Raw genomic sequence first — 21,578 nt, forward strand, 5'->3', positions numbered from 1 at the left:
CAAAAGTCAAATTTATGGGAGATATATAAAATATGTGATCTAATTTCGATGATCCGTTCCAGGAGTCGATGGATTTGATCAAATGGCTCCTTAACGATCCGCATACATTTGGTAACTGTATTTTACTCAGAGGAGGGGTATAGAGTGGTTGTGCGACAAAACCGAAAAGGAGAATGGGGTAAGCTGTCAGCCTTCATGGCCGCGTTTATAGCGCTATGCTGGCTGTTAAGCGCTTCAAATGCAAGCGCCTCAGCGGCAGATGCCGCAACGGATACCGAAGCCGGTCAGGGTAACGGGGCCGGCGGCATCACATTGTCGTCGGCAGGAGGAGTGACCTTAACCAGTATCGCGAACAATGGCGGCAATTACGGATCGAGTACGCTTAATAAGGCGATTGACGGAGACCCGGCCACGCATTGGGAGACAGGCACGCCGAATTCCTCAAGCTTTACTAACACGGTCACCGTGACCTTCGATCAGGTGTACACGTTATCGCGTATGGAGTATCTCGTCCGTCAAGGCGCTTCGTGGAAAGGGTTCCCTCTGCATTATAGGCTGTACGCAAGTCTAACCGACTCGGGCGAAAATTTCATTTTGTTCAAGGAAGACACTTACCTGTCAGCCATCGGCACGACTGTCGAGTTCGAATTCCCCCATACCGATGCCCGCAGAGTCCGCATGGAGTTCGTTCAAGCGAAAGAGAATTGGGCCAGTATCGCGGAAATCTCCTTCCACCAGCCCGATGCCTTCCTCGAAGCATTCAATCAGGTGTTCACGGATAAAACCTACTCCAAACTAACCCCGGCCTACAATAACACATCGTCAATTGAACATTTAATTCTTATGGCTTCAGGCCGTCCCGACGAGAGCAAATATGTGCCAGTTCTGAATGACGCGCTCACTTTGGTCAATCAGCCAGCGGCGTTTGACCATAAGATTTTTACCGCCATACAGCGGGGCAATATTAATCAAGAGGCCAGCCGCGGACAAACGGATGCGAAGCACACGATGGTTCCCACAGGCTACTATGTCACGCCGGGAGAGACGATTCGCGTCTATGTGAAAGCCGACGACAACGGCATTCTGCCACAGCTCGTGTTCGGGCAGGCGCTCACCATAGGGGGCGGTTGGGGCAGCTGGATCAAAATGTACGACTTGGCGCCCGGCATCAATATCATCGAGGCTCCTCCTTTAGCCGTCGATGATACGGACGCAAGCAAGATCAGACCGGCGGCGATCTATTTGCAGAATCAGGCCTATCCGAACCAGCAGCCGTTCGCGCCGCAAATCCGGCTTGCAGGCGGGACGAAGTTCCCGATGTATGTCCATGGAAAAACGAACGTGAACGATTTTATGGCAGAGCTGACGTCATACGTCAATAACGTGGAGAACAATGACCTCTATTTCGATTTTGACGCCATCGTCAACTCGGGACAGCCGCCTAAGTTTTACAACATCATGGAGCTGGTCACCGACAATACCATCACGACCACGAGCGCTAGAGCCGCGCTAGCCGGGCTGAACGAACAGTTTGCGGCAAGCGGGCTGACAATCGCCGATACCGCCGAGACTTGGGAAAGATTCTACCGGGTCATGAACGACTATTCCGGTTATGCGGCCAATGATCCGAATCCTGTTCACCAAACGCCGAACAGCATGCTGATGTCCAGGTTGTTTACGAAGGGCGCTCACGCTTGGGCAGGCGGCGGTATTACGGGATATCAGGCTTACGACGACCTGAATAACGGTCCGCGCACAGGCGGGTTCGCCAAAGAGCTGGTTCAGGCAGCAGGTCCGGGCGGAGGCTGGGGCGAAGCGCATGAATGGGGTCATATTTATGACAACCATGCGATTGAAATCGCGGAGATCACGAACAACATGTATTCCTTGCGCATGGAGCGGGAGTTCGGCATTCCATCAAGGATAGAACGGGAAAACCGCTGGGATACCATTCGAAGGTTCAATGAGGGCGAAGCGGTGGAGCTCGGCGTATTTGAACAGACGGCGATGAACTATCAGCTTGAAATGAAATACGGTTTGAATACGTTATATCCTCAGGTGAACCGGCATTTGCGCGAAGAGTCGTTAAAGGGGACGTTTGCCGGTTTGGACAAATGGCAGACGATGGCTGTCGCGATGAGTCAAGTCACCGGGGTTGATGTTACGCCGCATTACGCGCATTACGGCAAGTCTATGGACCTTCAGAAGGTCCGTGACCTCGTAAGCGGGCTGCCGGTACTGCAGGACAAAACGTGGCTGATAACCGACAAGTCCCGTACGCTTGGTTCATTCGTAAACGGAGCTAAGCCGCAAATGACGTCCGTCGACCGCTTTGATGTAGGCGTACAGCTGACCTTCGGAATTAACGAGCCTCAGAACACCGTGCTCGCCTATGAGATTTACCGAGACGGCGCTCTGCTAGCGATAACCTACGGAACGACTTATGTAGATACGACTGCAGAGCCTAATCAGGTGTATGAATACGAGATTATCGCTTATGACGGCAAAGCCGCTGCTTCACCGAAGAGCGATAAATACCTGCTTCGCGGCAAAGCGGCTTCCATCTTTGCGGCGGACTGGACATTCACGGCTTCGCCGGCCGCGCAATCGGCATTTCCGCTGGCGAGAGCTTTTGACAAAAACACGGGCACCTTCTTTGAATCGCTCAAACAAAGCGGCAGCAAAACCGTTACCATTGATATGAAGAGAGCGTTTTATATTAAAGGTTTTTCTTACGTGGCAAGGCCGTATGATCAGTGGAATGAGGGCATGATGAAGACTTACAATTTCTATGTGAGTCTGGACGGCACGAACTGGACGAAGGTGATCGATAACGGCATGTTGCCGAATCCGAATGCCCGGGGAGAAAACTACAACAATATTAATCTCCCTGCCATCACCAAAGCGAGATACGTCAAGCTGGAGTCCTTGTCCGTCGTGAACGGCACCGCGCTTGCGATAACGGAGCTCTCGATTACGGGCAGCGAGACCTTATTCGACCCGGGCGGCACGTACAAAATTGTATCGAAATCCAGCGGCAAGGCGATCGGCGTGCAGGATGGCGCAACCGGCAACGGCGCGCAGGTGAAGCAGTTTGCTTACACGAACCATGACAGCCTGCATTGGACGGTCGTAGAGAACGCGAACGGCACCTACAAGCTCGTTCATAAGCTGAGCGGCAAGGCGGCGGATGTGTACGGCAGCTCGACGGCAAACGGCGCGAATATTATCCTTTACACCGATTCGGGTTCGGCTAACCAGCAATGGATTATTTCCGCTAATGCGCAGGGCTATTACACCATTACAAGCCAGCATAGCGCCAAAGCGATGGATGTGAACGCCAACTCTATGCAGGACGGAGCGAACATTATTCAGTTCACGCCAAGCGGGGCGAGCAACCAGCAGTGGAGCATCGTGCGGGTGGACTAACGGAATAGAAGCGGCCCGATTAGCCGAAATACGGCTGATCGGGCCCTTTGCAGTCCTTAGCCGATTTCCTCGACAGGTTCATCCAGCACGGCAAGCTGCAGTCTGCGAAGCTCCTGCTTAAGCGATTTGGTGATATCGCCATATGCGTCATAGCCGTACACATTGTTCAGCTCGTACGGATCGAGCTCCAGGTCGAACAGCTCCCACTCAGGCGAACGGTTCTCGTCGATCGAGCCGGAGGTGCCCAGCGCTTCCCCGTAATAGTAAATAAGCTTGTATCGTTCAGTCCGTATGCCGTAATGGGAGTAGACGTTGTGATGCTCGTCTAAATGCATCCAATAGCGGTAATACATGGAGGTGCGCCAATTATCCTGCTTCCCGGCGCCTTCCCAGACCGGCCTCAAGCTTCTGCCCTGCATGTCTTCGGGAACTGGAATGCCGGCGTAATCCAAGAAGGTCACGGGAAAATCGATGTTGAGCGTCATCGCGTCCGTCTTCGAGCCGGCCCGGATGTTGCGCGGGTACCGGACGATAAACGGCATCCGAAGCGATTCCTCATACATGAACCGCTTGTCATACCAGCCGTGATCGCCAAGGAAGAACCCTTGATCGGATGTATAGATGACGATGGTGTCTTCTGCTATGCCATCCTCCTCCAGATAGTCGAGCAGGCGCCCGACGCTTTCGTCGATGGAGGCGACGCAGCGCAGATAATCCTTGATATACCGCTGGTACCTCCATTTTTTCGCGTCAACCGGCGAGAGACCGTCGGGAGGCGAGCCTTTTAGATCAACGGCATCATTCATATGGCTGTCTATACGCATTTTCGCATCGGCTGCGGCTCTGGAGCGCGTGGCGTAATCGTCGTAGAAGGTTTCAGGTTCCGGAATATCCGTATCCTCATAGAGCGATGCATATTTCTCGGCCGGGACCCAAGGTCGGTGCGGGGCTTTATGGTGACACATAAGCAGAAACGGGCGATCCCTGTCTCGCTTGTCCATCCAATCGATCGAGAAGTCTGTAATGACATCGGTCACGTAGCCTTTAAATTGTTTCAGCTCGCCCATTTCGTAGAAGCGGGGATCATAGTATTCCCCTTGGCCGGGTACGACCGTCCAATAATCGAAGCCCGTTGGGTCGGCGTTGCCGCCATGCCCGAGATGCCATTTGCCGATCATCGCGGTCTGGTAGCCGCCTTCTTGCAGCAGCTTAGGAAAAGTCATCTGTCTGCCATCCAGCTCGTCCTCGATCGACTTTACGCCGTTCAGATGATTGTATTTGCCGGTCAAAATGGCCGCCCTGCTTGGCGAGCAAATGGAGTTCGTACAGAAGCAGTTCTCGAACAGCATCCCCTCATTCGCAATGCGGTCCAGCTGAGGCGTCTGGTTAATGCGGCTGCCGTAACAGCCCATGGCGTGCGAAGCATGATCGTCCGACATAATAAACAGGATGTTTGGTTTCCGTTCCGTATGCATAAATCGTTTCACCTCTATTCGAATATAAACGAGACGTTCAACTCGCGGACAAGGCTTGCAATTTCCTTGGTGCGCTTCATTCGGAATTTTTTGAGCAGCGTGTTGATTTGGGACTTGATGGTGACGGGTTCCACCATGCGAAGGCGCGCAATCTCCTCTACTTTGCATCCTCCGAGCAGGAGCTTAATAATTTCGCGCTCGGCCTGCGTAAGCTGGGACAAGATGCCCATAAAGAAAATGAGCTTGCTCTCCGTCTGCTTTAGCCTGGAAAACTCGCTTTTCAGCTTAGACGACATCGAGGAGGAGCCATGCTTCTGTTCAACATAAGCGGATTCAATGCTTCGAATGATTTCTAGGTGCTCGGCAGACTTTACAAGATAGTCTTTGGCGTTGCTTAACGTATAGGCCTTATAAATCGTTTCGTCGTCTTCGTGAACGGTCAAGAAGATAATGCCAAGCTCGGGTTTCAGCAGGGACAATCGGTTCGCGGCTTCGATACCGTCTTGATGCGACTCCATTTCGATATCCATAAGCAAAATGTCCGGATTCGCCCGTAGCGCAAGCTCCACAGCCGCATTGCCGCTAGCCGCGGCGCCGACCCACTCCATATTGGGACGGCTCTCGATCATTTCCGAGAAGTCCTGTCTGAGAATGTCATGATCCTCAGCGACGGCAACCTTTATTGGGCGAGACGCCTGACGGTTAGTCTGCTGCTCTGTATATGGGTAAGTAAACATAAAATGTCGTTCCCTCCCCGAGTTTGCTGTCGAACCGCACATAGCCGAAGTGGGCTTTGACCGTTTGCTGCACGTAGGACAAGCCCAGTCCCCAATTCGTATCCGAATTTTTGCGGGTGTAGAACGGATCGAATAATTGATGGCGCTGGCTTTTGTCGATACCGACCCCGTTATCCTTGATTTGCAAGACGGCATAATGGCCGGCCAGATAACCGTACAAGCTGACATAAGCCGGCCGCGCGAGGCTCTTGTTGTCGCGAACGGCATCGAAGGCATTGGAAAGCAAATTGTATACGGTCTGAACGAGATAAGGGAGATCGGCCAAAATCAGCTGGTCTTTGAACGGCTTGGTCTGAATCAGCGCGCGCTGCTCCGGATCGAGCTTCGTCAGGACCTGCTCGCAAATCAGCTGGAGGCTCGTCGGCCTAAGCCGCATCCGATTCGTCTTGAATGCGCTGTACAGCTCGTCCATCCGCTGCAGGATTTGGTCGTTGCTCGCCGAAAGTCGGTCGATATCATCGCGAATAAGAGACGTTCGTCCAATCCGGCTTGAATCCCGTTCATCGTCATCAGAGGCCGCCGCCAACTGTTTTTTTAAATTCCGAATCAGCACGCGCTGGGCCAGAATCTGGTTTTTGATCCCGTGCGTAAAAACGCGTACGCCCATGTCGCTCTGGCGGATTTTTTTCTCCACCAGCATCTCCGGCTTGCCGATCTGCCCGATCAGCTTGTTGTAACGCCACAGAGAGAAGGCGCCGAATATCGTGACGACGAAGCTTACGCCGATAAGCGCGTACCATTGAATAATCGAAAGGGGGTTGTTGTAGTAGAGAGACCCCATATAGAAATAGGTCGCCGTGATCGCATGGCTGACTTGCAGCGGGGAAAACACGCCGAACAGCAAAAAGATGACGGCCAGGTTGACGACCGTGACGAACACGATCATAAATTTGTTCCGGAGCCACGGCGTTCTCATTCTTCGGAGCTCGCGGGTAAGCAGAGTTAGCAGCGCCAGCTCATGAAGCAAATAGGAGGCCCGCATGATGAATGCCGTACGATGATGGAAGCTGTCGGGCGAATGCTCGGCGAGGCGCGCATAAACGATAGGTTCATAAATCAGATAGCTGGAGAGCGCGAACAGGAATGCCGCGGCATAAACGAACGGCTTGATCCTAGGCTGTATGATTGTGCTTGCGTTGATCACGAACCCGGCTAGAAAAAATAAAAAAACGGCGCGTCCAATCGAAAGAAGACGGCTCATCTCGTCGATCGTGATGGTTGAATACTGGAAAAAACGATGAATATCCGGGTGCAGAAAAAAAATAAATTCCATTTGAAACGGCAGTCCGCCGCTTTTGGCGAAATAGTACATAAATCCGACGATGAGCAGGATGCTGCCGGCAAAGCAGCCGGTTAACCAGGTCGAGGAGGATTTCATGCTGGTTGTAACGAGCAGAATGCCGGTAATCATCATGACGGCTAATATAAATAGAATCATGCTTGCCAGCCCCTTGGAATAGTAACGACGTACCCGTCGCTACTATTCTAGCATAGGTGCATACGCACATTTTTTCGAACTTTTATAAGCCGGATCGGATTATTCCGCGACTTTGCCCATCAAGTCGAAGGTGACATAGCTTTCGACCGGAGCTCCTTTCTCGAGCTTTCCGCTCGATAAGAACAGCTCTTGCTGCTGCTCGTACCATTTTTTTGCGGTACCGTCCGCGAACAGCCCGCGAACCTCCGTGCCCGTCATCCAAACGCCGCTTTCCACCTCTTCCTGAACCGACTCGACAGGCGTTGCATTCAGCTCGGCCACATAGCCTACAACCTCGTCCAGATGCTCGGCGCGGTAGTCCATCGCTTTGTGCAGGCCTTTCAAAAAGCGCACGACTTTGTCTTCATTTTTGTCAAGGTAGTCGGGTGTTACGATCCAGCTGGAAGGGAATACAAATTCCTCGCTGAAGCTTGCGCTGTTCGCAAGCACCGTAATGTTGTCCTTGCCGATTTCTTTTTTGATTTCAGTAGAGTACGGCGCCCAGACGATGACGGCATCCACCTTGTCGGCAATAAACGCGGAGACGGCGCCGGCCATGTCCATATTGACCAGCTTCACGTCGTCGCGGGTCATCCCCTCCTTCTTCAATGCCAGATCCAGCACAATTTCCCCCGAGGTGCCGAGCTGCGTCGCGATCGTTTTGCCTTTCAAATCCTTCACTGCCGCAATCCCGGAATCGGCGCGGACCATCAGCTCCTCGGCTTTGCTCAGCACATCAAGCGAGATGATCTTCACCTTGCCTTCCACCGCAAGGAAGTGCGCGCCGTGCCCGACGTATCCGAGATCGATGTCTCCGGAGATCATGGCGGCAACCTCTGTCGGCCCGCTTGTAAATTTGACAAGCTCGATTTCAATGTTTTGTTCGTTGAAGAAATCCTTTTTCATCCCGGTAATGATAGCGGAGGAGCCTCCCATGTTCGGGTGGTAGGCGATCCGAAGCTTATCCGGCTTAGGCGCATCGGTGGGCTCCGGGCTCAGTGCGGGCGATGCTTCTTCGGTTCCATTCGGCGAAGCGCTTGAGCCGGTGTTTCCGTTATTCCCGCCATTTGAGCTGCCGCAGGCGGTCAGCGCAAGCAGAAGAGTAGAGGCAAGTGCAATCGTGAACCATTTTTTCATTTCGATCCCCTCATTTTTTATTATTTTTTTGCGTCTAAGTACTCTTGATAGACGAGGCTCCAAATATCGTTTTTCAAATCGTTAAACGGTTTGGACATCCGGGTTTCTTGCGTCCGAGGGTGCTTCAAGTCAATGGGAACAATCGCCTTGATTCGCCCGGGTCTGGCGCTCATGACCACAACCCTGCTGGCGAGAAGCACGGCTTCTTCGACATCGTGGGTGATAAAGAAGCAGGTTTTTTGCTCCTGCTCCCAAGTGTTCAGCAATTCCACCTGCAGCTGCGTTCGCGTCTGCGCGTCGAGCGCTCCGAACGGCTCGTCGAGCAGCAGCAGCTGCGGATTGACGGCATAGGCGCGGGCAATCGCGACGCGCTGCTTCATGCCGCCGGAAAGCTCCTTCGGGAAAGCGTTTGCGAAATCCTTTAGTCCAACCGACTCGATATATTTTTCCGCGATGGATCTGCGCTCGCCTTTACCGATACTTTTCAGCTTGAGTCCGAACTCCACGTTCTGTCTCACGGTGAGCCAAGGAAACAGCGCGTATTGCTGGAAGACGACGCCCCGTTCGCTGCTCGGCCCGTGGATGGACGTTCCATCGATACGCACTTCGCCGGAGGTCGGCGCGTCCAGCCCGGCGAGAATGTTGAGAAGCGTTGTTTTGCCGCAGCCCGAAGGACCGACGACACAAATGAATTCGTTATTCGCGATCGTTAAGCTGGTATCATGAAGCGCCACTACTTCTCCGCGCGAGGTTTGAAAAACTTTCCGGATCGCGTCGATTTCTACCTTCGCGTGCTCCGGCTCCGATTGGCCTTGATTTGCTTGTCCCAGCGTGACTATACGCTGCGCACTTCCTGCCATCCCGCCAGCCTCCTCTCCAGGAACAATAAGAGCTTATCAAGCAGAAACCCGATGATGCCGATCATCACAATGCCTAAGATGACGATTTCCATCCGGAAGTACAAGCTTGCTTCCTGAATCATCTGGCCTAGTCCGACTTGAGCGCCCGTCAATTCCGCTGCGATCAGCGTCGTCAGCGCCGCGCTTAATCCAAGCCTCAGCGCGACCAGAATAAACGGGAAGGACGCCGGGATAATGACGTGAAAGAAGATATCCCGGTCCTTGGCTCCAAGCACGCGAGAAGCTTTGATCAGCGTCACGTCAACATTACGCACGCCCTGGTAAATGGAGACGACCATGACGAGAAAAGAGGCGACGAAGATGACGGTTATTTTAGCGCTTTCCCCCACCCCTTGCGCCACGATGACGAGCGGTATGTAAGCGATGGGGGGGATGGTCCTAAGGAATTGAATCCAGGGCTCGACGAGCATGCGGCATACCCTGTACCATCCCATCAAGAAAGCGACCGGAATGGCGATGACCAGCGCAAGCGCGAACCCGCCGAGCACGCGGAATAAGCTTGCATAGATGTGCTCGAGCAGCCTTCCGCTCTTTGCTTCTTGAATGAAGGCGTCGAACGTGTCGACCGGTCCCGCGAATACGGCGCCGGCTTTCGTCATCGATACCAGCTGCCAGACGAGAAGTCCGAGCAGGAAGGAGACGACGAGAAATACTTTCCCGTCGATGCGGTCTATCATCTGTCCGACTCTAGTTGCAGGTTTATTGTCCATGCCACTCCACCTTTGCTGTGATTTAGGGTGTGTTTCTGGTTTCATTGTACGGATTCGCCCAAAGGTAAAATAGTATGAAATTTTTTATAACCTCTCTGCCGCGGCCTTGCTAAACGTACCTATAAGTCTTCATAGAGCGGGCCGATTGCCGATTGCCTGATGGACGGGAAAAGCTCTGCGGTCGCAAAAAAACGCCGATACCGTTCAAGGTATTGGCGTTCATGCTGAAAGCCCGGCGAGGGCCTCTTCTCCAGCTAGATCGATAATCTATTATAGTTTGGCTTCGCTTCGATAGGCGCCTGGGGATTGCCCGGTCATTTTTTTAAATGAATATGAGAAATGATGCTCATTGGCAAAGCCGCAATAAGCTGCGATTTCATGAAGGGTCAAAGCCGACCTTCGCAGGAGCTCCTCCGCATGCTGAATACGCATATGGAGCAAATAGCGGTAAGGCGAAACCCCGAATTGCTGACGGAAGACAGCGGAGAATCGGGAGGGAGACAGCTGCGCGCGGTGCGCCATGTCCGCTAAGGTAAGGGGATCCGACAGGCGGCTTGAAAAATAGGACGTGATCCATTTCAAATCATGCGAACGCGAGTGCGAAGGGGGCGATTCCTTGACGCTCCGATAGTGCCTCAAAAGGACAGCGACGAGCTCGGTTGCCGTGATCTGCGTTTCGAGCCGATCGATGATGTCCGTATGCCCAAAGCCCCCGACCAGCTTCATGATCGCGTCCTTGCATCGCGCGGCTAGAGAAGCGCTCAGCTTCAACGGAATGTGAACGCCGCTCAGATCGTTTAAGCGGGGCTGCATGAAATGGGCGTAGGCCGACAAATCGACCTGGCCCGGCTTTGTCATGAAGCTTTGCTCCCGCCGCTCATTATAGAAAATATCCAGATGGACGTAAGGCGTTATGGTAGGGGAAGCAATGTGAAATTCATGCAGATCATTGGGCTGGAGCACGCAAATATCCCCTGCGCCGAACGAATGCTTAATCCCTTCTGCCGTTACCCATAATTGCCCCTCCTGTATGTAAATGAACAAATAATCGAGTAATCGCCTTTCAGGAAAATGCCACTTGTCGCGGACGGCATATTCGGCATAACGGATATAAGGGAGCAACGGTTGAGTGGGAGAAACGTCCATCGTTTAAGCGTCCTTTCCTTCTTTTGTCTGTCCATTACGGAAGCGCTACCCCCTAGTGTAACGCTCGGCTCGCATAAAAAACAGTCGTTTCTCGCAACATTTCAGCAAGTTTGCGAAAAGAAAATGATTAATCTCACAAGCTATAATGATGTGGAGATTAAACGCTTGGTAAAAATTTATTGTTGATTGGATGATGACGATGCCTTTAATTGACATGCCTCTAGCTGACTTGAATATGTATGAAGGGCGCAACCCGAGGCCGGAGGATTTTGACGCTTATTGGGAAAACGCGCTTGAGGAAATGAGGAAGACGGATCCGGATGTCCAGCTCGTACCTGCCGAATTTCAGCTTCCTTTCGCGGAATGTTACCACCTGTACTTTACGGGGGTGAACGGTGCACGTATTCACGCGAAGTATGCTAGACCGAAATCCTCCGGCGGTCAGCACCCGGCTGTTCTGCTGTTCCACGGCTATAAAGGCTGCAGCGGCGATTGGTCGGAGATGATGATGTATCCGGCTCTCGGTTTCTCGGCTGCATGGCTCGATGTGAGGGGACAAGGCGGAAGGTCGGAGGATACCGGCGGCGTATTCGGCAATACGTTCCGCGGCCACATCATACGGGGGCTTTCGGACGCCGATCCGAGCAAGCTGTTCTTCCGGCAGGTGTTTTTGGATACCGCGCAGCTGGCTGCGATAGTAATGGGGTTCGATGAGGTGGATGCGGGCCGGGTTGGGGCGGCAGGCTGGTCGCAGGGCGGAGCGCTGACGATAGCATGCGCCGCGCTTGAACCGCGGATTCGCAAAGCCGCGGCCGTATACCCGTTTCTAAGCGATTATAAAAGAGTTTGGGAAATGGATTTGTGTAAGGACGAATATTTCGAGCTCCATACCTATTTCCGCTATTTCGACCCGCAGCATAAAAGGGAAGAGGAGATCTTCACGAAGCTCGGCTATATCGACATCCAGCATCTGGCGCCTCGGGTTAAAGCCGATATGCTGGTTGGAGTCGGTCTCATGGACACGATCTGTCCGCCGTCGGCTCAATTCGCTGCTATTAATAAATTGCGGACACCGGTGCAGCTGGAAATTTTTCCGGACTTTGCGCATGAAGCTTTGCCGAGTATGAACGATAAAATTATTCAATTTTTGAGCCGGTTATAGCTCCTAGGGGAAAAAGGTAAAAATACTGCCCCAAAAGTAATAATAGAGGGATTTAGACAAACCGCATTCATGTGTATCCTCTAACTAATGAGTACGGAAATAGAAAGCCCTGCCGATTTCAATTGCGGAAGGGCTTTCCTTCATTTTAGTGGGAGGACGGGATGATATGGCTGAAATCCAAAGAGCTTCGATAATCGAACGTCTTTACTCTATTCTTAGGCGAGTTACGATCAAGCATAGGCTGCTTGCGGCTTTCCTTATCACATCTTTATTGCCGGTCGTTTTTGTCGCGTTTTATTCCTATTCCAAATATACGGAATCCATCAGTCAAAAGCTTAGCGCTTCCACGGAACAAACCTTGTCTGAGCTTTCCCGCAATATGACCAGAGAGATTAACCAATATGCGACATTAAGCGAGTCGATTATCGTGAATGAGGTCATACAGTCCGGCCTGCCTATGTACAATAGCATGTCCGGGAACGATCGCTACCAGTTCCTACTAAATTATCGCGACGCCGTTCGCGGGCAAGTATTCCAAGTCAGCAACGTCTTTAATGTGGTCATTTTTACGAATGACGGCGAGACGGTTTTCGATTTCGGCTATGAATCGTTCCAAAGCGAGAAGCTTTTCCAAATGGTCAAAGAAGCGCCGGATACGCCTGGAAACGCGCATTGGGCTTACCTCAAATCAAATCGGGGAACAAATCTATTGACGCTTAGCAGGGTTATTTATTCGGAACAAAGCTCCAGCGAACAAATAGGTTATCTCATGATTATGGTTGAGGAGAAGGTTTTTTCCCGCAACACCTACCGGCATGTCCATTTGGGAACCGGAAGCCAGATATTTCTTTACAATTCGCAAGGCCTGGTCATCTCCTCGACCTCCTCGGCTATCGAAGCAGGCAAGCCCTACGCCAACAATGCCATATTCAGCAAATTGACTAGCGCTGCAGAACAAAGCTCCTTTTATGCGGAAGTCGGGCGAACAAAATGGCTGGTTACAAGCGACTATGTGCGCTCTGCGGATTGGCGTCTTGTCGGCATGCTCCCGCAGTCGTTTCTCGTATCGGAGATTTCGGAAATGAAAACGGACATTTTTATGATTTGTATCATGACGCTGCTATTCTCCGGACTTATTGCCATGCTGATCTACCTAAGCATTAGCAGCCCCATGCGCAAGCTGCTGCATTACGCCAAGCTGGTCCGCTTGGGCCAGCTTGAGACCAAGCTTGGGCGAACGTATTCGGATGAAATGGGCAAGCTGGCCGAGACAATTGATCAGATGGTTATGCGGCTGAAGGAACTGATTTCCCGGGTCGAAGCGGAGCAGCAAGCCAAACGCGATGCGGAATTAAAAATGCTGCAGGCGCAGATTAACCCGCATTTCTTGTTCAATACGCTAGGCTCGTTGAAGTGGAGCGCGATGATGAGCGGTAATGAAACGGTCTTCAAAGGAATGGAGTCGCTGTCCGAGCTTCTCCGCAACACCATTCTCGAGAAAGACGATTTAATTCCGCTGGAGAAAGAAATTGGAAATCTGCTTCATTACGCCACGATCCAGCGCATCCGATATGGGGATTCGTTTAAGCTTTCATGCCAAATGAGCGACGACCGCCTATTCGGTTATCTCGTCCCGAAATTTATTCTCCAGCCTATCGTAGAAAATTCGATTTTGCATGCGGGCGGAAGTGACGGACGGCGAGTGAAGATTTCTGTGTATGGATATGATGACGGCGTTAACCTGTATATTCGTATCGCGGATGACGGTAAAGGCTTTGATACGAGCAAGGCGTATGCCCGCGGGAATTCGAACGCGAAGCTGTCCGGCATCGGAATAGCCAATGTGAACGAAAGGCTGAGCATCTGCTACGGATCGTCCTACGGGCTTGAAACGCGCAGCAGGGTAGGCGAAGGGACGGAAACGGTCATTACGCTCCCAATCATGATTGAAGAGGGTGGGGAACATGTTTAAAGTCATCATCGTCGATGACGAATTGATCGTCCGCCATGCGGTGAAGACCTTAATTCAGTGGGAGAACAGTCGATTCGAGTATGGAGGATCGGCGCCGAACGGCGTCGGCGCGCTTGAGCTGGTAGAGCGGACGAATCCGGATATCGTCATTACGGATATCAAAATGCCGGAGATGGACGGTCTTTCATTCATTAGACAGTTAATGAAAGCAAGGTTTCAAGGGGAAGTTCTTGTCTTGAGCAATTATAACGATTTTGAGCTGGTGCGTGAGGCGCTCAAGATGGGCGCTCACGACTATTTGCTAAAGCTTACGATGAACACGGAAAGCTTCATGCAGGTGCTGGAAGAAATGGCCGCCAAGCTGGATGAACGAAGAGTATCCGAAACGGTTCTCCCAATTTCGGCTACGCCTGAGCTCGATGGATTTCAAGTGCGGGTGGGCAGGCTTCTGGAGATGGCGGACCAGGGGATAGATACGGATGATGGCCTTATTAATGAACAGCTGGAGGACAGCCTGACGAAGCAGGGCATCTGGTTTTATTCCTTTATCATCCGCGCCCTTGCCGAGCAAACATCGTCAGACCGCCGCCCCGGACTTCCGGATATGCTGGAGAGACTCGCGGACAGCATATGGCCGGACTCCCGTGTAAGGGTCGCTGTTCAGCGTGGTCCGGAGCGAGCTTTGCTGGTCATTGGATGCCAGGCGGGCCAGGCGGTTGCTCCGCCGGAGGAGATGGCGCGCAGGCTAAACAGCTTGGCAGGCATGTATTATAACGTGCCGCTTTTTATCGTATATGCTCAAGCTGCGATCGGAATGGCTGAGCTTGCGGGCGAAATTAAAGCGAGCCGCGATACGGAGGCTCGGCTCATTGGCGCGCCAGAGCGGACTCGCGCCGCTTGTATGCCGAACCGGGACAAGGCTGAGAAGGCGGGACCGCCGAACGCGGTGTATAGGGAAGAAGTCCAAAAGGCGCTGGCCTACTTAGAGGAGCATTATACCGAACGGATTTCTATAGCCGATATCGCGGCTAAGGTCGGGTTATCAGAGCCTTATCTTTGTCAGATATTTAAGGCGGAGACGAATGTCAGCATCATGACGCGGTTAAATGAAATACGGATGGATAAAGCCTATGAGCTGCTCGCTACGGGACAATACCTAGTGAAGCAAGCGGCGCTCGAGGTTGGGATATCAGACCCGTTCTATTTCAACCGTTTATTTAAAAAGCGATTTGGTATTTCGCCGAAAAACGTCATAAAATCCTAGACCCTTTTAAGATCGCCTATCATAAAATCGTACAGGAAAAAATGCGGCTTAAGCGGTGAATGCTGAAGATTGTCCATCATCATCATTGGAATCGTATATGTTCGCTGCAAGCCCTTACATTTTATACTTAGAGCATCAAACGTAAGGGGGTAACAATATGAAGAGAAGTTGGCTAACCGTAATCGCAGTAGTGTTTGTGGTTTCATCGGTTCTTGCGGGATGCAGCGGCAACAACGTTAATAACGGCGGAAACGCGTCACCGGAGCCTTCCGGCAGTCCTGAAACGACCGCCTCTGCCGATCCGACGGGCGGAGGCAAGACCTTCGAGAATATGGAGCTGGAGGTGGCCGTATTCCAGGGCGGTTACGGCCGGGAATACTGGGACGCAGTGGCAGACAGCTTCATGAAGGATTATCCGGGAACGAAAATTAATATTACAGCAAGCCCGCAAATTGCCGAGCTGCTAAGACCGAAGATTGTGGCGGGCAATCCGCCGGATTTTATCTATCTGCCTCAAGGCGGGGACAACCAGCCGATCATTGACGGATTCATTAAAGACAATGGCTTGCTTGAGCTGAATGACGTATTCGAGTCGCAAGGAGAGAATGGAACGCCGATTGCAGACAGCATTCTGCCGGGCGTTCTGGAATCCAAAGCCATGTCTCCTAACGGCGACGGCAAAGTTTTGTTTGCGCCTTATAATTATGGAGTTATGGGGATGTGGTATAACAAAAATCTGTTTGACACCAAAGGCATTACGCTGCCTAAAACATGGGACGAGTTCTTTGCTTTGAACAGCGTCGCCAAAGAGAACGGCCGCGCTTTGTTTACTTACCAAGGCCTGCATCCCGGCTACTTGGAGGAAATCATTATTCCAGCTATCTTCAATGTCGGAGGCAAAGAAGCGCTCGATCAATTCTTTAATTACGACCCCGAATTCTGGAAAAGCGAAACATTCAAGAAGGTGTTCGGTCTATTCGAAAAAATTGCAAATGAGGACAATGCGCTTATGAACGGCACGGTTGCGCTGAATCATACACAGTCGCAGACGGACTTTCTAATGGGTAAGTCGATGTTTATACCGAACGGCAGCTGGTTCGAGGACGAGATGAAGGATGCGCCGCGCGAGGACGGCTTCCAATTCGGATTTTTAGGCGTACCTTCGTTTGACGCCGGGAAGCCGGTGATGGCTCTAACAAGCGTCGAACTGTTTATGATTCCGGCAAAAGCCAAAAATCCCGAGCTCGCGAAGGAATTTTTGAAATACTTGTACACGGAAAAAAGCGTAAAGCTTAACGGTGAAAAAGCCAAAGCCGTTATGGCGGTCAAAGGTGCGCCAGACCTTGTAAAGGAATACATTTCAGCGACAACGTACGAAATCTTTAAAGCGGTTGACGGGGGAATGGAAGCCTTGAACGGCGCGTTTAAGACGCCGGCGCAAGGCAGCAAATTTAATCCGGGCGATGAAGTGTACCAGCCGTTGTCTTCCATTATGAACAAACAAATGACGCTTGAGGAGTATGGCGACAAGCTGTACGAGGTTTATACGAACATTCAGAAGGAGTACCAATAATTCGGGCGAGGGAATCATTCGACCGGCTTGATAGGAAACCTGCCGCGATATGGAGATGTACCGGCAGGTTTTCCTGCTTGATAGAGAAAGGATGGTTACGGCCATGAGTACAAAAATGAAGCGAACCGGATTTATTCTGGCCTGCCTTATTCCGGGACTGGCGCTATTTTCCTTGTTTCGCATCTATCCCACGCTGCAAATTTTCCATAAGTCGTTTTTTATGTGGAGCGCAATCGGGGACGAACCGAAATTTATTGGGTTTAAAAACTTCGTCGATATGTTCCAGGATGAAGTGTTCCTGCTGTCCCTGCGTAACACGGGCATACTGATGCTCATCGTCCCTGTGCTAACGCTAGCCATTGCGCTCATAAACGCGTCGATTCTGTCGAAATCGAAGTTAAGGGAAAGCGGCTTCTATCGTACGGTATTTTTCTTTCCCAGCATCTTGTCATTTGTCGTCATCGCGATCCTATGGTCGTTTATTTATCATCCCAGCATCGGTTTTCTTAATGCCAGTATGGAGCTTATCGGCCTCGACGAATTTGTCATGCCATGGCTGGGGCACGAGAAAACAGTGCTTTGGGCGCTGGCGGTAACGATGGTCTGGCAGGCTGCCGGGTATTACATGGTGATGTATATAGCGGGGATCGACGGCATTTCCCCTGAATATTATGAAGCGGCCAGCTTGGACGGAGCAAGCCGCATTCAACAGTTCTTTTCTATTACAATCCCAATGTTATGGGAGATTATCCGAGTAACGATCATCTTCATTATTAATGGCGTCATCTCCATCAGTTTTATCCTGGTGTCGATCATGACAGCCGGCGGGCCGAACCGGCACTCGGAAGTAGCGATTACTTATTTATACGGTCAGGCATTCAAAAACGGAAATTTCGGTTACGCGATGGCGATCGGCGTAGTCGTCTTTATCATATCCCTCCTGCTGGCTCTGCTGAGCAACCGATTAACGGAAAGGGAGGCGAGCTAGCATGTCAGGTATGCAATTCACAGCAGCGAGCAGCGGCACCGCCCATACGAATACTTCGCTTAAATCGCGGATCGGCAGGCTGCTGCTACGAGTTATTTTGCTTGCGCAATCTCTATTCGTTATTTATCCTCTAGTATGGAATGTATTGGCCTCGTTTAAGACAAATAAAGAGGTTTTGTTGAGCCCATGGTCGCTGCCGGGCTCGCTGAACTGGGATAATTTCGTTCGCGCCTTCACGACAGCCAAAATGGGAGACTACATGTTCAACTCGGTGATGGTTGTGGCGCTCTCGATGGCGATTACGCTTGCGGTTGTTGTGCCAACCGCGTATGTTCTAGCCAGAATGAAGTTTCCCGGAAGAAAATTTCTTACAAACGTTTATATGGCTGGGCTATTTATACAAGGCGTTTATGTCGTCGTGCCGATCTTCCTTGTTATGAATGATCTTCATATGCTGGATAACCGGTTCTGGCTGAGCGCCGTGTATGCCGCAGGAAGCATGGCGTTCTCCGTATATCTTCTGATCGGTTTTTTGAAATCGATTCCGCGCGAATACGAAGAAGCGGCGATGATCGATGGCTGCGGTTATTTCGGCACCTTGTTCCGGATTATCGTTCCTATGGCGCGTCCGGGCATTATCACAGTCGTCATCTTCAGCTTTTTTGATTTCTGGAACGAATACGTGCTGGCGATGACCTTTATCTCCAGCGAGCATAAAAAAACAATTCCTGTCGGCTTGTCGAATCTATTTGAAATTCAACGGTACGCGACGGACTGGGGCTCCCTGTTCGCCGGACTGGTGCTGGTCTTAATTCCGACCATTGTGGTCTACTCCCTCTTGCAGAAGAAACTGACGGAGGGGATGATGCTTGGGGGATTGAAGGGGTGAAATTTTAAAGCAGAAAGGGGAGGCAGCCTGTGTCTCCCCTTTGTTGTCTCCAATTACCCAACTGCACCTTCCCGCTTGCGGAAAAACGATTTCAGCGCATTGTAAACCTCGCCTTTTTCCTTGATGACATAATACATGAAGTTCTGAAGATTAATATGCTTATAGGCTGACATTAAAGTGCTGGAGCGGTTGTATTGGTTCACTTCCCCGTAGCCGAACAGATTGGAGCGCTTGAGCAGCTCCCCGATCAGCTTGACGCAGCGTTCGTTGTCGCTGGTCAGATTGTCGCCGTCCGAGAAGTGGAACGGATAAATATTGTATAGGCTCGGACTGAACCGGCTGTCGATGATTTCCAGCGCCTTCATATAAGCGGAGGAGCAGATCGTGCCGCCGCTTTCGCCGCGCGTAAAAAATTCCTCCTCGCTGACTTCCTTCGCTTCCGTATGATGCGCGATAAACACGATGTCGACCTTCTCGTATTGATGCCGCAGGAAACGGGTCATCCAGAAAAAGAAGCTTCTGGCGACATACTTCTCGAAGGAGCCCATCGAGCCGGACGTATCCATCATGGCGATAATGACCGCGTTCGAATGCGGCTTTACGATCTCTTCCCAAGTCTTGTAGCGCAGATCGTCCGGCGTAATGCCGTGAATGCCGGGGTTGCCGGAGGTCGCGTTGCGGCGCAGGTTTTCGATGATCGTGCGCTTCTTGTCGATGTTGGACATGATTCCTTTTTTGCGAATATCGTTGAACCGGATTTCCTTCGTCTCCAGCTGATCCTTGTCTTTGCGCTTCAGGAACGGAAGCTCCAGCTCTTCGAACAGCATCGTCTCCAGCTCGGCAAGCGAGATTTCCGCTTCGATCACATCGTCGCCCGGCTGGTCGCCGGCCCCTTCGCCTTTGCCGCCTTTTTTGGCTGCCTGCGGGTCTACGCCCAGCACGTCGCCAACCTGGCTGTCTCCGTCTCCTTGGCCCACATGTTTGTTTTTATTGTAATTGTAAACAAAGCGGTATTCATCCAGGCTCCGAATCGGCACTTTAATCACTTGCTTGCCGTCTGACATGACAATGCTTTCTTCGGATACGAGATCCGGCAGGTTTTGTTTGATCGCCTCGCGCACCTTCTGCTGATGCCGGGCTTGATCTTGATATCCTTTGCGATGCAGAGACCAGTCCTCCCGTGAAACAATAAACATGCCTTTGTCCGATGGACGCATTTCGGAGCACCTCCTCGCTTATTTCTTTGTTGTTAATCAATATATTCAAGCGGCGAGCGGTTATGTGAACGAATTGCGTCCAAATCTAGCAGCAAGGTGGATTCTTGCAATCTCCTTCCCGGTTAGATCAGCTGCTTTTGCCTGCTAAGCGACCGATAGAGGAAGCAGGCGGTAATGGAACATAGCAGCGCGCAGAAGCCGATGAAGATGTAGCCGGCCTGCAGGCCGGCGATCAGCCCGCCGCCGCTTTCCGCGCCGTCCGCGAACAACCGTTTGATACCGTCCGTTATGGCGCCGATCGCGAAGTTGCCGAGCACGCTTGCGATGCCCATCATCGTGACGGTGAACGAAATCGCGGTCCCGCTGTTTCCGGCATAGCGGTCCGCAAGCAGCGCCATTACCGTCGGATAGATCGGCGCAATGCCGACGCCCGCCAGCGCGAATAAGAACGCGCCTCCTTCACCGGCGATAACCGCCCCGATCGAGCATAGGCCGGAGAATGCCGAGAAGAGGATGAGAGAGCGCGTATATCCGATACGGTCTGTGACAGGGCCCAGCACGAGACGGGCTGCGGTAAAGCAAACAAAAAAAGCGGATAGCATACCCGAAGACGCTTCCGTGCTCCAGCCGTACGCCTTCTCAAGAAAGTTGACGAGCCAGCCCCCGACGGCGAGCTCGCTGATGACGCCGAACGACAGCACAAGAACGATAAGCCACGCGGAAGTGTCCTTCATGAAGTGGCGAAGCGGGATGCGTTCTTCGCCGCTCGTCTCTTCATTCGGCAGCTTTGCCGCCAAAGCCGGCAGCATTGGGAGCAGCGAAAGCGCCAGCATAAGGGCGTACATCCCCCTCCAGCCGAGCTCGCCGCCAAATAGATTTACGCCCATAAGGGAAGCGGCAATTAGCGGCGCGACCATCGAGCTTAGGCCGTAAAAAAAATGCGCGAGATTCATCATCGTCCCGGTATTGCGCGTGAAGATTCGCGCGGCGAGCAGCGCCAGGGCGATCTCGAGCAATCCGTTGCCGATGTACATAAAGAAATAGGCGGCCGAAAGCGTTGTGTAGGTGGAAGCCCAGTAAATGAACAAGCCGGATAAAGCCATGGAGCCGAAGGAAAGGATCGTCGTCAGCTTCAGGCCAAGCTTCCGGTCCAGCCATCCGGTGAAGCTGCACGCAAGCAAGTAGCCCAGGGAGTTGAAGGCCAGCAGCAGCCCGATCTGAAGCTCATCGAGACCGAGGTCCGATTGCATGCGGGGAAGGGCGGGCCCTTTTACATTTTCGGAGAAGCCGAATACGAGAAAACCGCCGAATACGATCATGAGAAGCAATGCGTAATTCGAGCTTAACTTTTTAAAGGAAAAACGAGACATAGGAACAGGCCTCCTGCAAGGATGAAGTCATTTCGCGCGTAGGCTCCGGCTA

At 52.0% G+C, this 21,578-nt stretch carries 16 protein-coding genes; 7 read left to right on the forward strand and 9 right to left on the reverse strand.

From position 1 onward, the window contains the following. Positions 1 to 144 precede the first annotated feature (144 nt). Positions 145 to 3,429: a discoidin domain-containing protein gene (locus D3P08_RS13020; RefSeq protein ID WP_119600125.1), complete on the forward strand. Its 3,285-nt coding sequence runs from the start codon at positions 145 to 147 to the stop codon at positions 3,427 to 3,429. Between the two features lie 56 nt (positions 3,430 to 3,485). Here D3P08_RS13020 and D3P08_RS13025 read toward each other — a convergent pair whose 3' ends face one another. The 7 genes from D3P08_RS13025 to D3P08_RS13055 all read right to left on the reverse strand — a co-directional run bounded on the left by D3P08_RS13025 (position 3,486) and on the right by D3P08_RS13055 (position 11,091). Continuing rightward, positions 3,486 to 4,904 carry a sulfatase family protein gene (locus D3P08_RS13025; RefSeq protein ID WP_119600126.1) on the reverse strand — a complete coding sequence of 473 codons (1,419 nt, stop codon included), beginning with the start codon at positions 4,902 to 4,904 and terminating at the stop codon, positions 3,486 to 3,488. A 14-nt stretch (positions 4,905 to 4,918) separates the two neighbouring features. Continuing rightward, entirely contained in the window at positions 4,919 to 5,641 is a 723-nt protein-coding gene (locus D3P08_RS13030; protein WP_162848462.1) for a response regulator transcription factor, read from the reverse strand. Further along, on the reverse strand, positions 5,607 to 7,139 hold the full coding sequence (locus tag D3P08_RS13035; RefSeq protein ID WP_119600128.1) for an ATP-binding protein: 1,533 nt from the start codon (positions 7,137 to 7,139) through the stop codon (positions 5,607 to 5,609). The genes D3P08_RS13030 and D3P08_RS13035 overlap by 35 nt, the downstream gene beginning before the upstream one ends. Positions 7,140 to 7,238: 99 nt before the next feature. Beyond that, complete coding sequence (locus tag D3P08_RS13040; RefSeq protein WP_119600129.1) at positions 7,239 to 8,315, reverse strand: ABC transporter substrate-binding protein; 1,077 nt, start codon at positions 8,313 to 8,315, stop codon at positions 7,239 to 7,241. Positions 8,316 to 8,335: 20 nt separating this feature from the next. Continuing rightward, positions 8,336 to 9,175 carry an ABC transporter ATP-binding protein gene (locus D3P08_RS13045; RefSeq protein WP_119600130.1) on the reverse strand — a complete coding sequence of 280 codons (840 nt, stop codon included), beginning with the start codon at positions 9,173 to 9,175 and terminating at the stop codon, positions 8,336 to 8,338. Then, on the reverse strand, positions 9,151 to 9,945 hold the full coding sequence (locus tag D3P08_RS13050) for an ABC transporter permease (RefSeq protein ID WP_206098957.1): 795 nt from the start codon (positions 9,943 to 9,945) through the stop codon (positions 9,151 to 9,153). The genes D3P08_RS13045 and D3P08_RS13050 overlap by 25 nt, the downstream gene beginning before the upstream one ends. Positions 9,946 to 10,215: 270 nt before the next feature. Beyond that, on the reverse strand, positions 10,216 to 11,091 hold the full coding sequence (locus D3P08_RS13055) for an AraC family transcriptional regulator (RefSeq protein ID WP_119600132.1): 876 nt from the start codon (positions 11,089 to 11,091) through the stop codon (positions 10,216 to 10,218). A 199-nt stretch (positions 11,092 to 11,290) separates the two neighbouring features. Here D3P08_RS13055 and D3P08_RS13060 point away from each other — a divergent pair, with 199 nt between their 5' ends. The 6 genes from D3P08_RS13060 to D3P08_RS13085 all read left to right on the forward strand — a co-directional run bounded on the left by D3P08_RS13060 (position 11,291) and on the right by D3P08_RS13085 (position 18,939). Then, positions 11,291 to 12,253, forward strand: coding sequence for an acetylxylan esterase (locus tag D3P08_RS13060; protein WP_119600228.1), 963 nt, complete (start codon positions 11,291 to 11,293; stop codon positions 12,251 to 12,253). A gap of 166 nt (positions 12,254 to 12,419) precedes the next feature. Next, entirely contained in the window at positions 12,420 to 14,225 is a 1,806-nt protein-coding gene (locus tag D3P08_RS13065; RefSeq protein WP_119600133.1) for a cache domain-containing sensor histidine kinase, read from the forward strand. Then, positions 14,218 to 15,489, forward strand: coding sequence for a response regulator (locus tag D3P08_RS13070; RefSeq protein WP_119600134.1), 1,272 nt, complete (start codon positions 14,218 to 14,220; stop codon positions 15,487 to 15,489). The genes D3P08_RS13065 and D3P08_RS13070 overlap by 8 nt, the downstream gene beginning before the upstream one ends. 157 nt (positions 15,490 to 15,646) lie before the next feature. Next, entirely contained in the window at positions 15,647 to 17,062 is a 1,416-nt protein-coding gene (locus tag D3P08_RS13075) for a carbohydrate ABC transporter substrate-binding protein (RefSeq protein ID WP_119600135.1), read from the forward strand. Positions 17,063 to 17,165: 103 nt separating this feature from the next. Next, a complete protein-coding gene (locus tag D3P08_RS13080; protein ID WP_119600229.1) occupies positions 17,166 to 18,050 on the forward strand; it encodes a carbohydrate ABC transporter permease in 885 nt (294 codons plus the stop codon). Position 18,051: 1 nt separating this feature from the next. Beyond that, on the forward strand, positions 18,052 to 18,939 hold the full coding sequence (locus D3P08_RS13085) for a carbohydrate ABC transporter permease (protein ID WP_240647490.1): 888 nt from the start codon (positions 18,052 to 18,054) through the stop codon (positions 18,937 to 18,939). Positions 18,940 to 18,992: 53 nt separating this feature from the next. On the opposite strand, the gene yhbH is transcribed toward D3P08_RS13085, so the two are convergent. Then, a complete protein-coding gene (gene yhbH, locus D3P08_RS13090; RefSeq protein WP_206098958.1) occupies positions 18,993 to 20,156 on the reverse strand; it encodes a sporulation protein YhbH in 1,164 nt (387 codons plus the stop codon). A gap of 122 nt (positions 20,157 to 20,278) precedes the next feature. After that, complete coding sequence (locus D3P08_RS13095; protein ID WP_119600136.1) at positions 20,279 to 21,526, reverse strand: MFS transporter; 1,248 nt, start codon at positions 21,524 to 21,526, stop codon at positions 20,279 to 20,281. Between the last annotated feature and the right edge of the window lie 52 nt (positions 21,527 to 21,578).

It is taken from the genome of Paenibacillus nanensis (assembly GCF_003583765.1).
Classification (GTDB): Bacteria; Bacillota; Bacilli; order Paenibacillales; family Paenibacillaceae; genus Pristimantibacillus; species Pristimantibacillus nanensis.

Excerpts from the sequence above, each read along its gene's own strand:
- D3P08_RS13025 (WP_119600126.1), bottom strand. The coding sequence starts at position 4,904 with ATGCATACGGAACGGAAACCAAACATCCTGTTTATTATGTCGGACGAT.
- D3P08_RS13030 (WP_162848462.1), bottom strand. The coding sequence starts at position 5,641 with ATGTTTACTTACCCATATACAGAGCAGCAGACTAACCGTCAGGCGTCT.
- D3P08_RS13035 (WP_119600128.1), bottom strand. The coding sequence starts at position 7,139 with ATGATTCTATTTATATTAGCCGTCATGATGATTACCGGCATTCTGCTC.
- D3P08_RS13040 (WP_119600129.1), bottom strand. The coding sequence starts at position 8,315 with ATGAAAAAATGGTTCACGATTGCACTTGCCTCTACTCTTCTGCTTGCG.
- D3P08_RS13045 (WP_119600130.1), bottom strand. The coding sequence starts at position 9,175 with ATGGCAGGAAGTGCGCAGCGTATAGTCACGCTGGGACAAGCAAATCAA.
- D3P08_RS13050 (WP_206098957.1), bottom strand. The coding sequence starts at position 9,945 with ATGGACAATAAACCTGCAACTAGAGTCGGACAGATGATAGACCGCATC.
- D3P08_RS13055 (WP_119600132.1), bottom strand. The coding sequence starts at position 11,091 with ATGGACGTTTCTCCCACTCAACCGTTGCTCCCTTATATCCGTTATGCC.
- D3P08_RS13060 (WP_119600228.1), top strand. The coding sequence starts at position 11,291 with ATGCCTTTAATTGACATGCCTCTAGCTGACTTGAATATGTATGAAGGG.
- D3P08_RS13065 (WP_119600133.1), top strand. The coding sequence starts at position 12,420 with ATGGCTGAAATCCAAAGAGCTTCGATAATCGAACGTCTTTACTCTATT.
- D3P08_RS13070 (WP_119600134.1), top strand. The coding sequence starts at position 14,218 with ATGTTTAAAGTCATCATCGTCGATGACGAATTGATCGTCCGCCATGCG.
- D3P08_RS13075 (WP_119600135.1), top strand. The coding sequence starts at position 15,647 with ATGAAGAGAAGTTGGCTAACCGTAATCGCAGTAGTGTTTGTGGTTTCA.
- D3P08_RS13080 (WP_119600229.1), top strand. The coding sequence starts at position 17,166 with ATGAGTACAAAAATGAAGCGAACCGGATTTATTCTGGCCTGCCTTATT.
- D3P08_RS13085 (WP_240647490.1), top strand. The coding sequence starts at position 18,052 with ATGTCAGGTATGCAATTCACAGCAGCGAGCAGCGGCACCGCCCATACG.
- yhbH (WP_206098958.1), bottom strand. The coding sequence starts at position 20,156 with ATGCGTCCATCGGACAAAGGCATGTTTATTGTTTCACGGGAGGACTGG.
- D3P08_RS13095 (WP_119600136.1), bottom strand. The coding sequence starts at position 21,526 with ATGTCTCGTTTTTCCTTTAAAAAGTTAAGCTCGAATTACGCATTGCTT.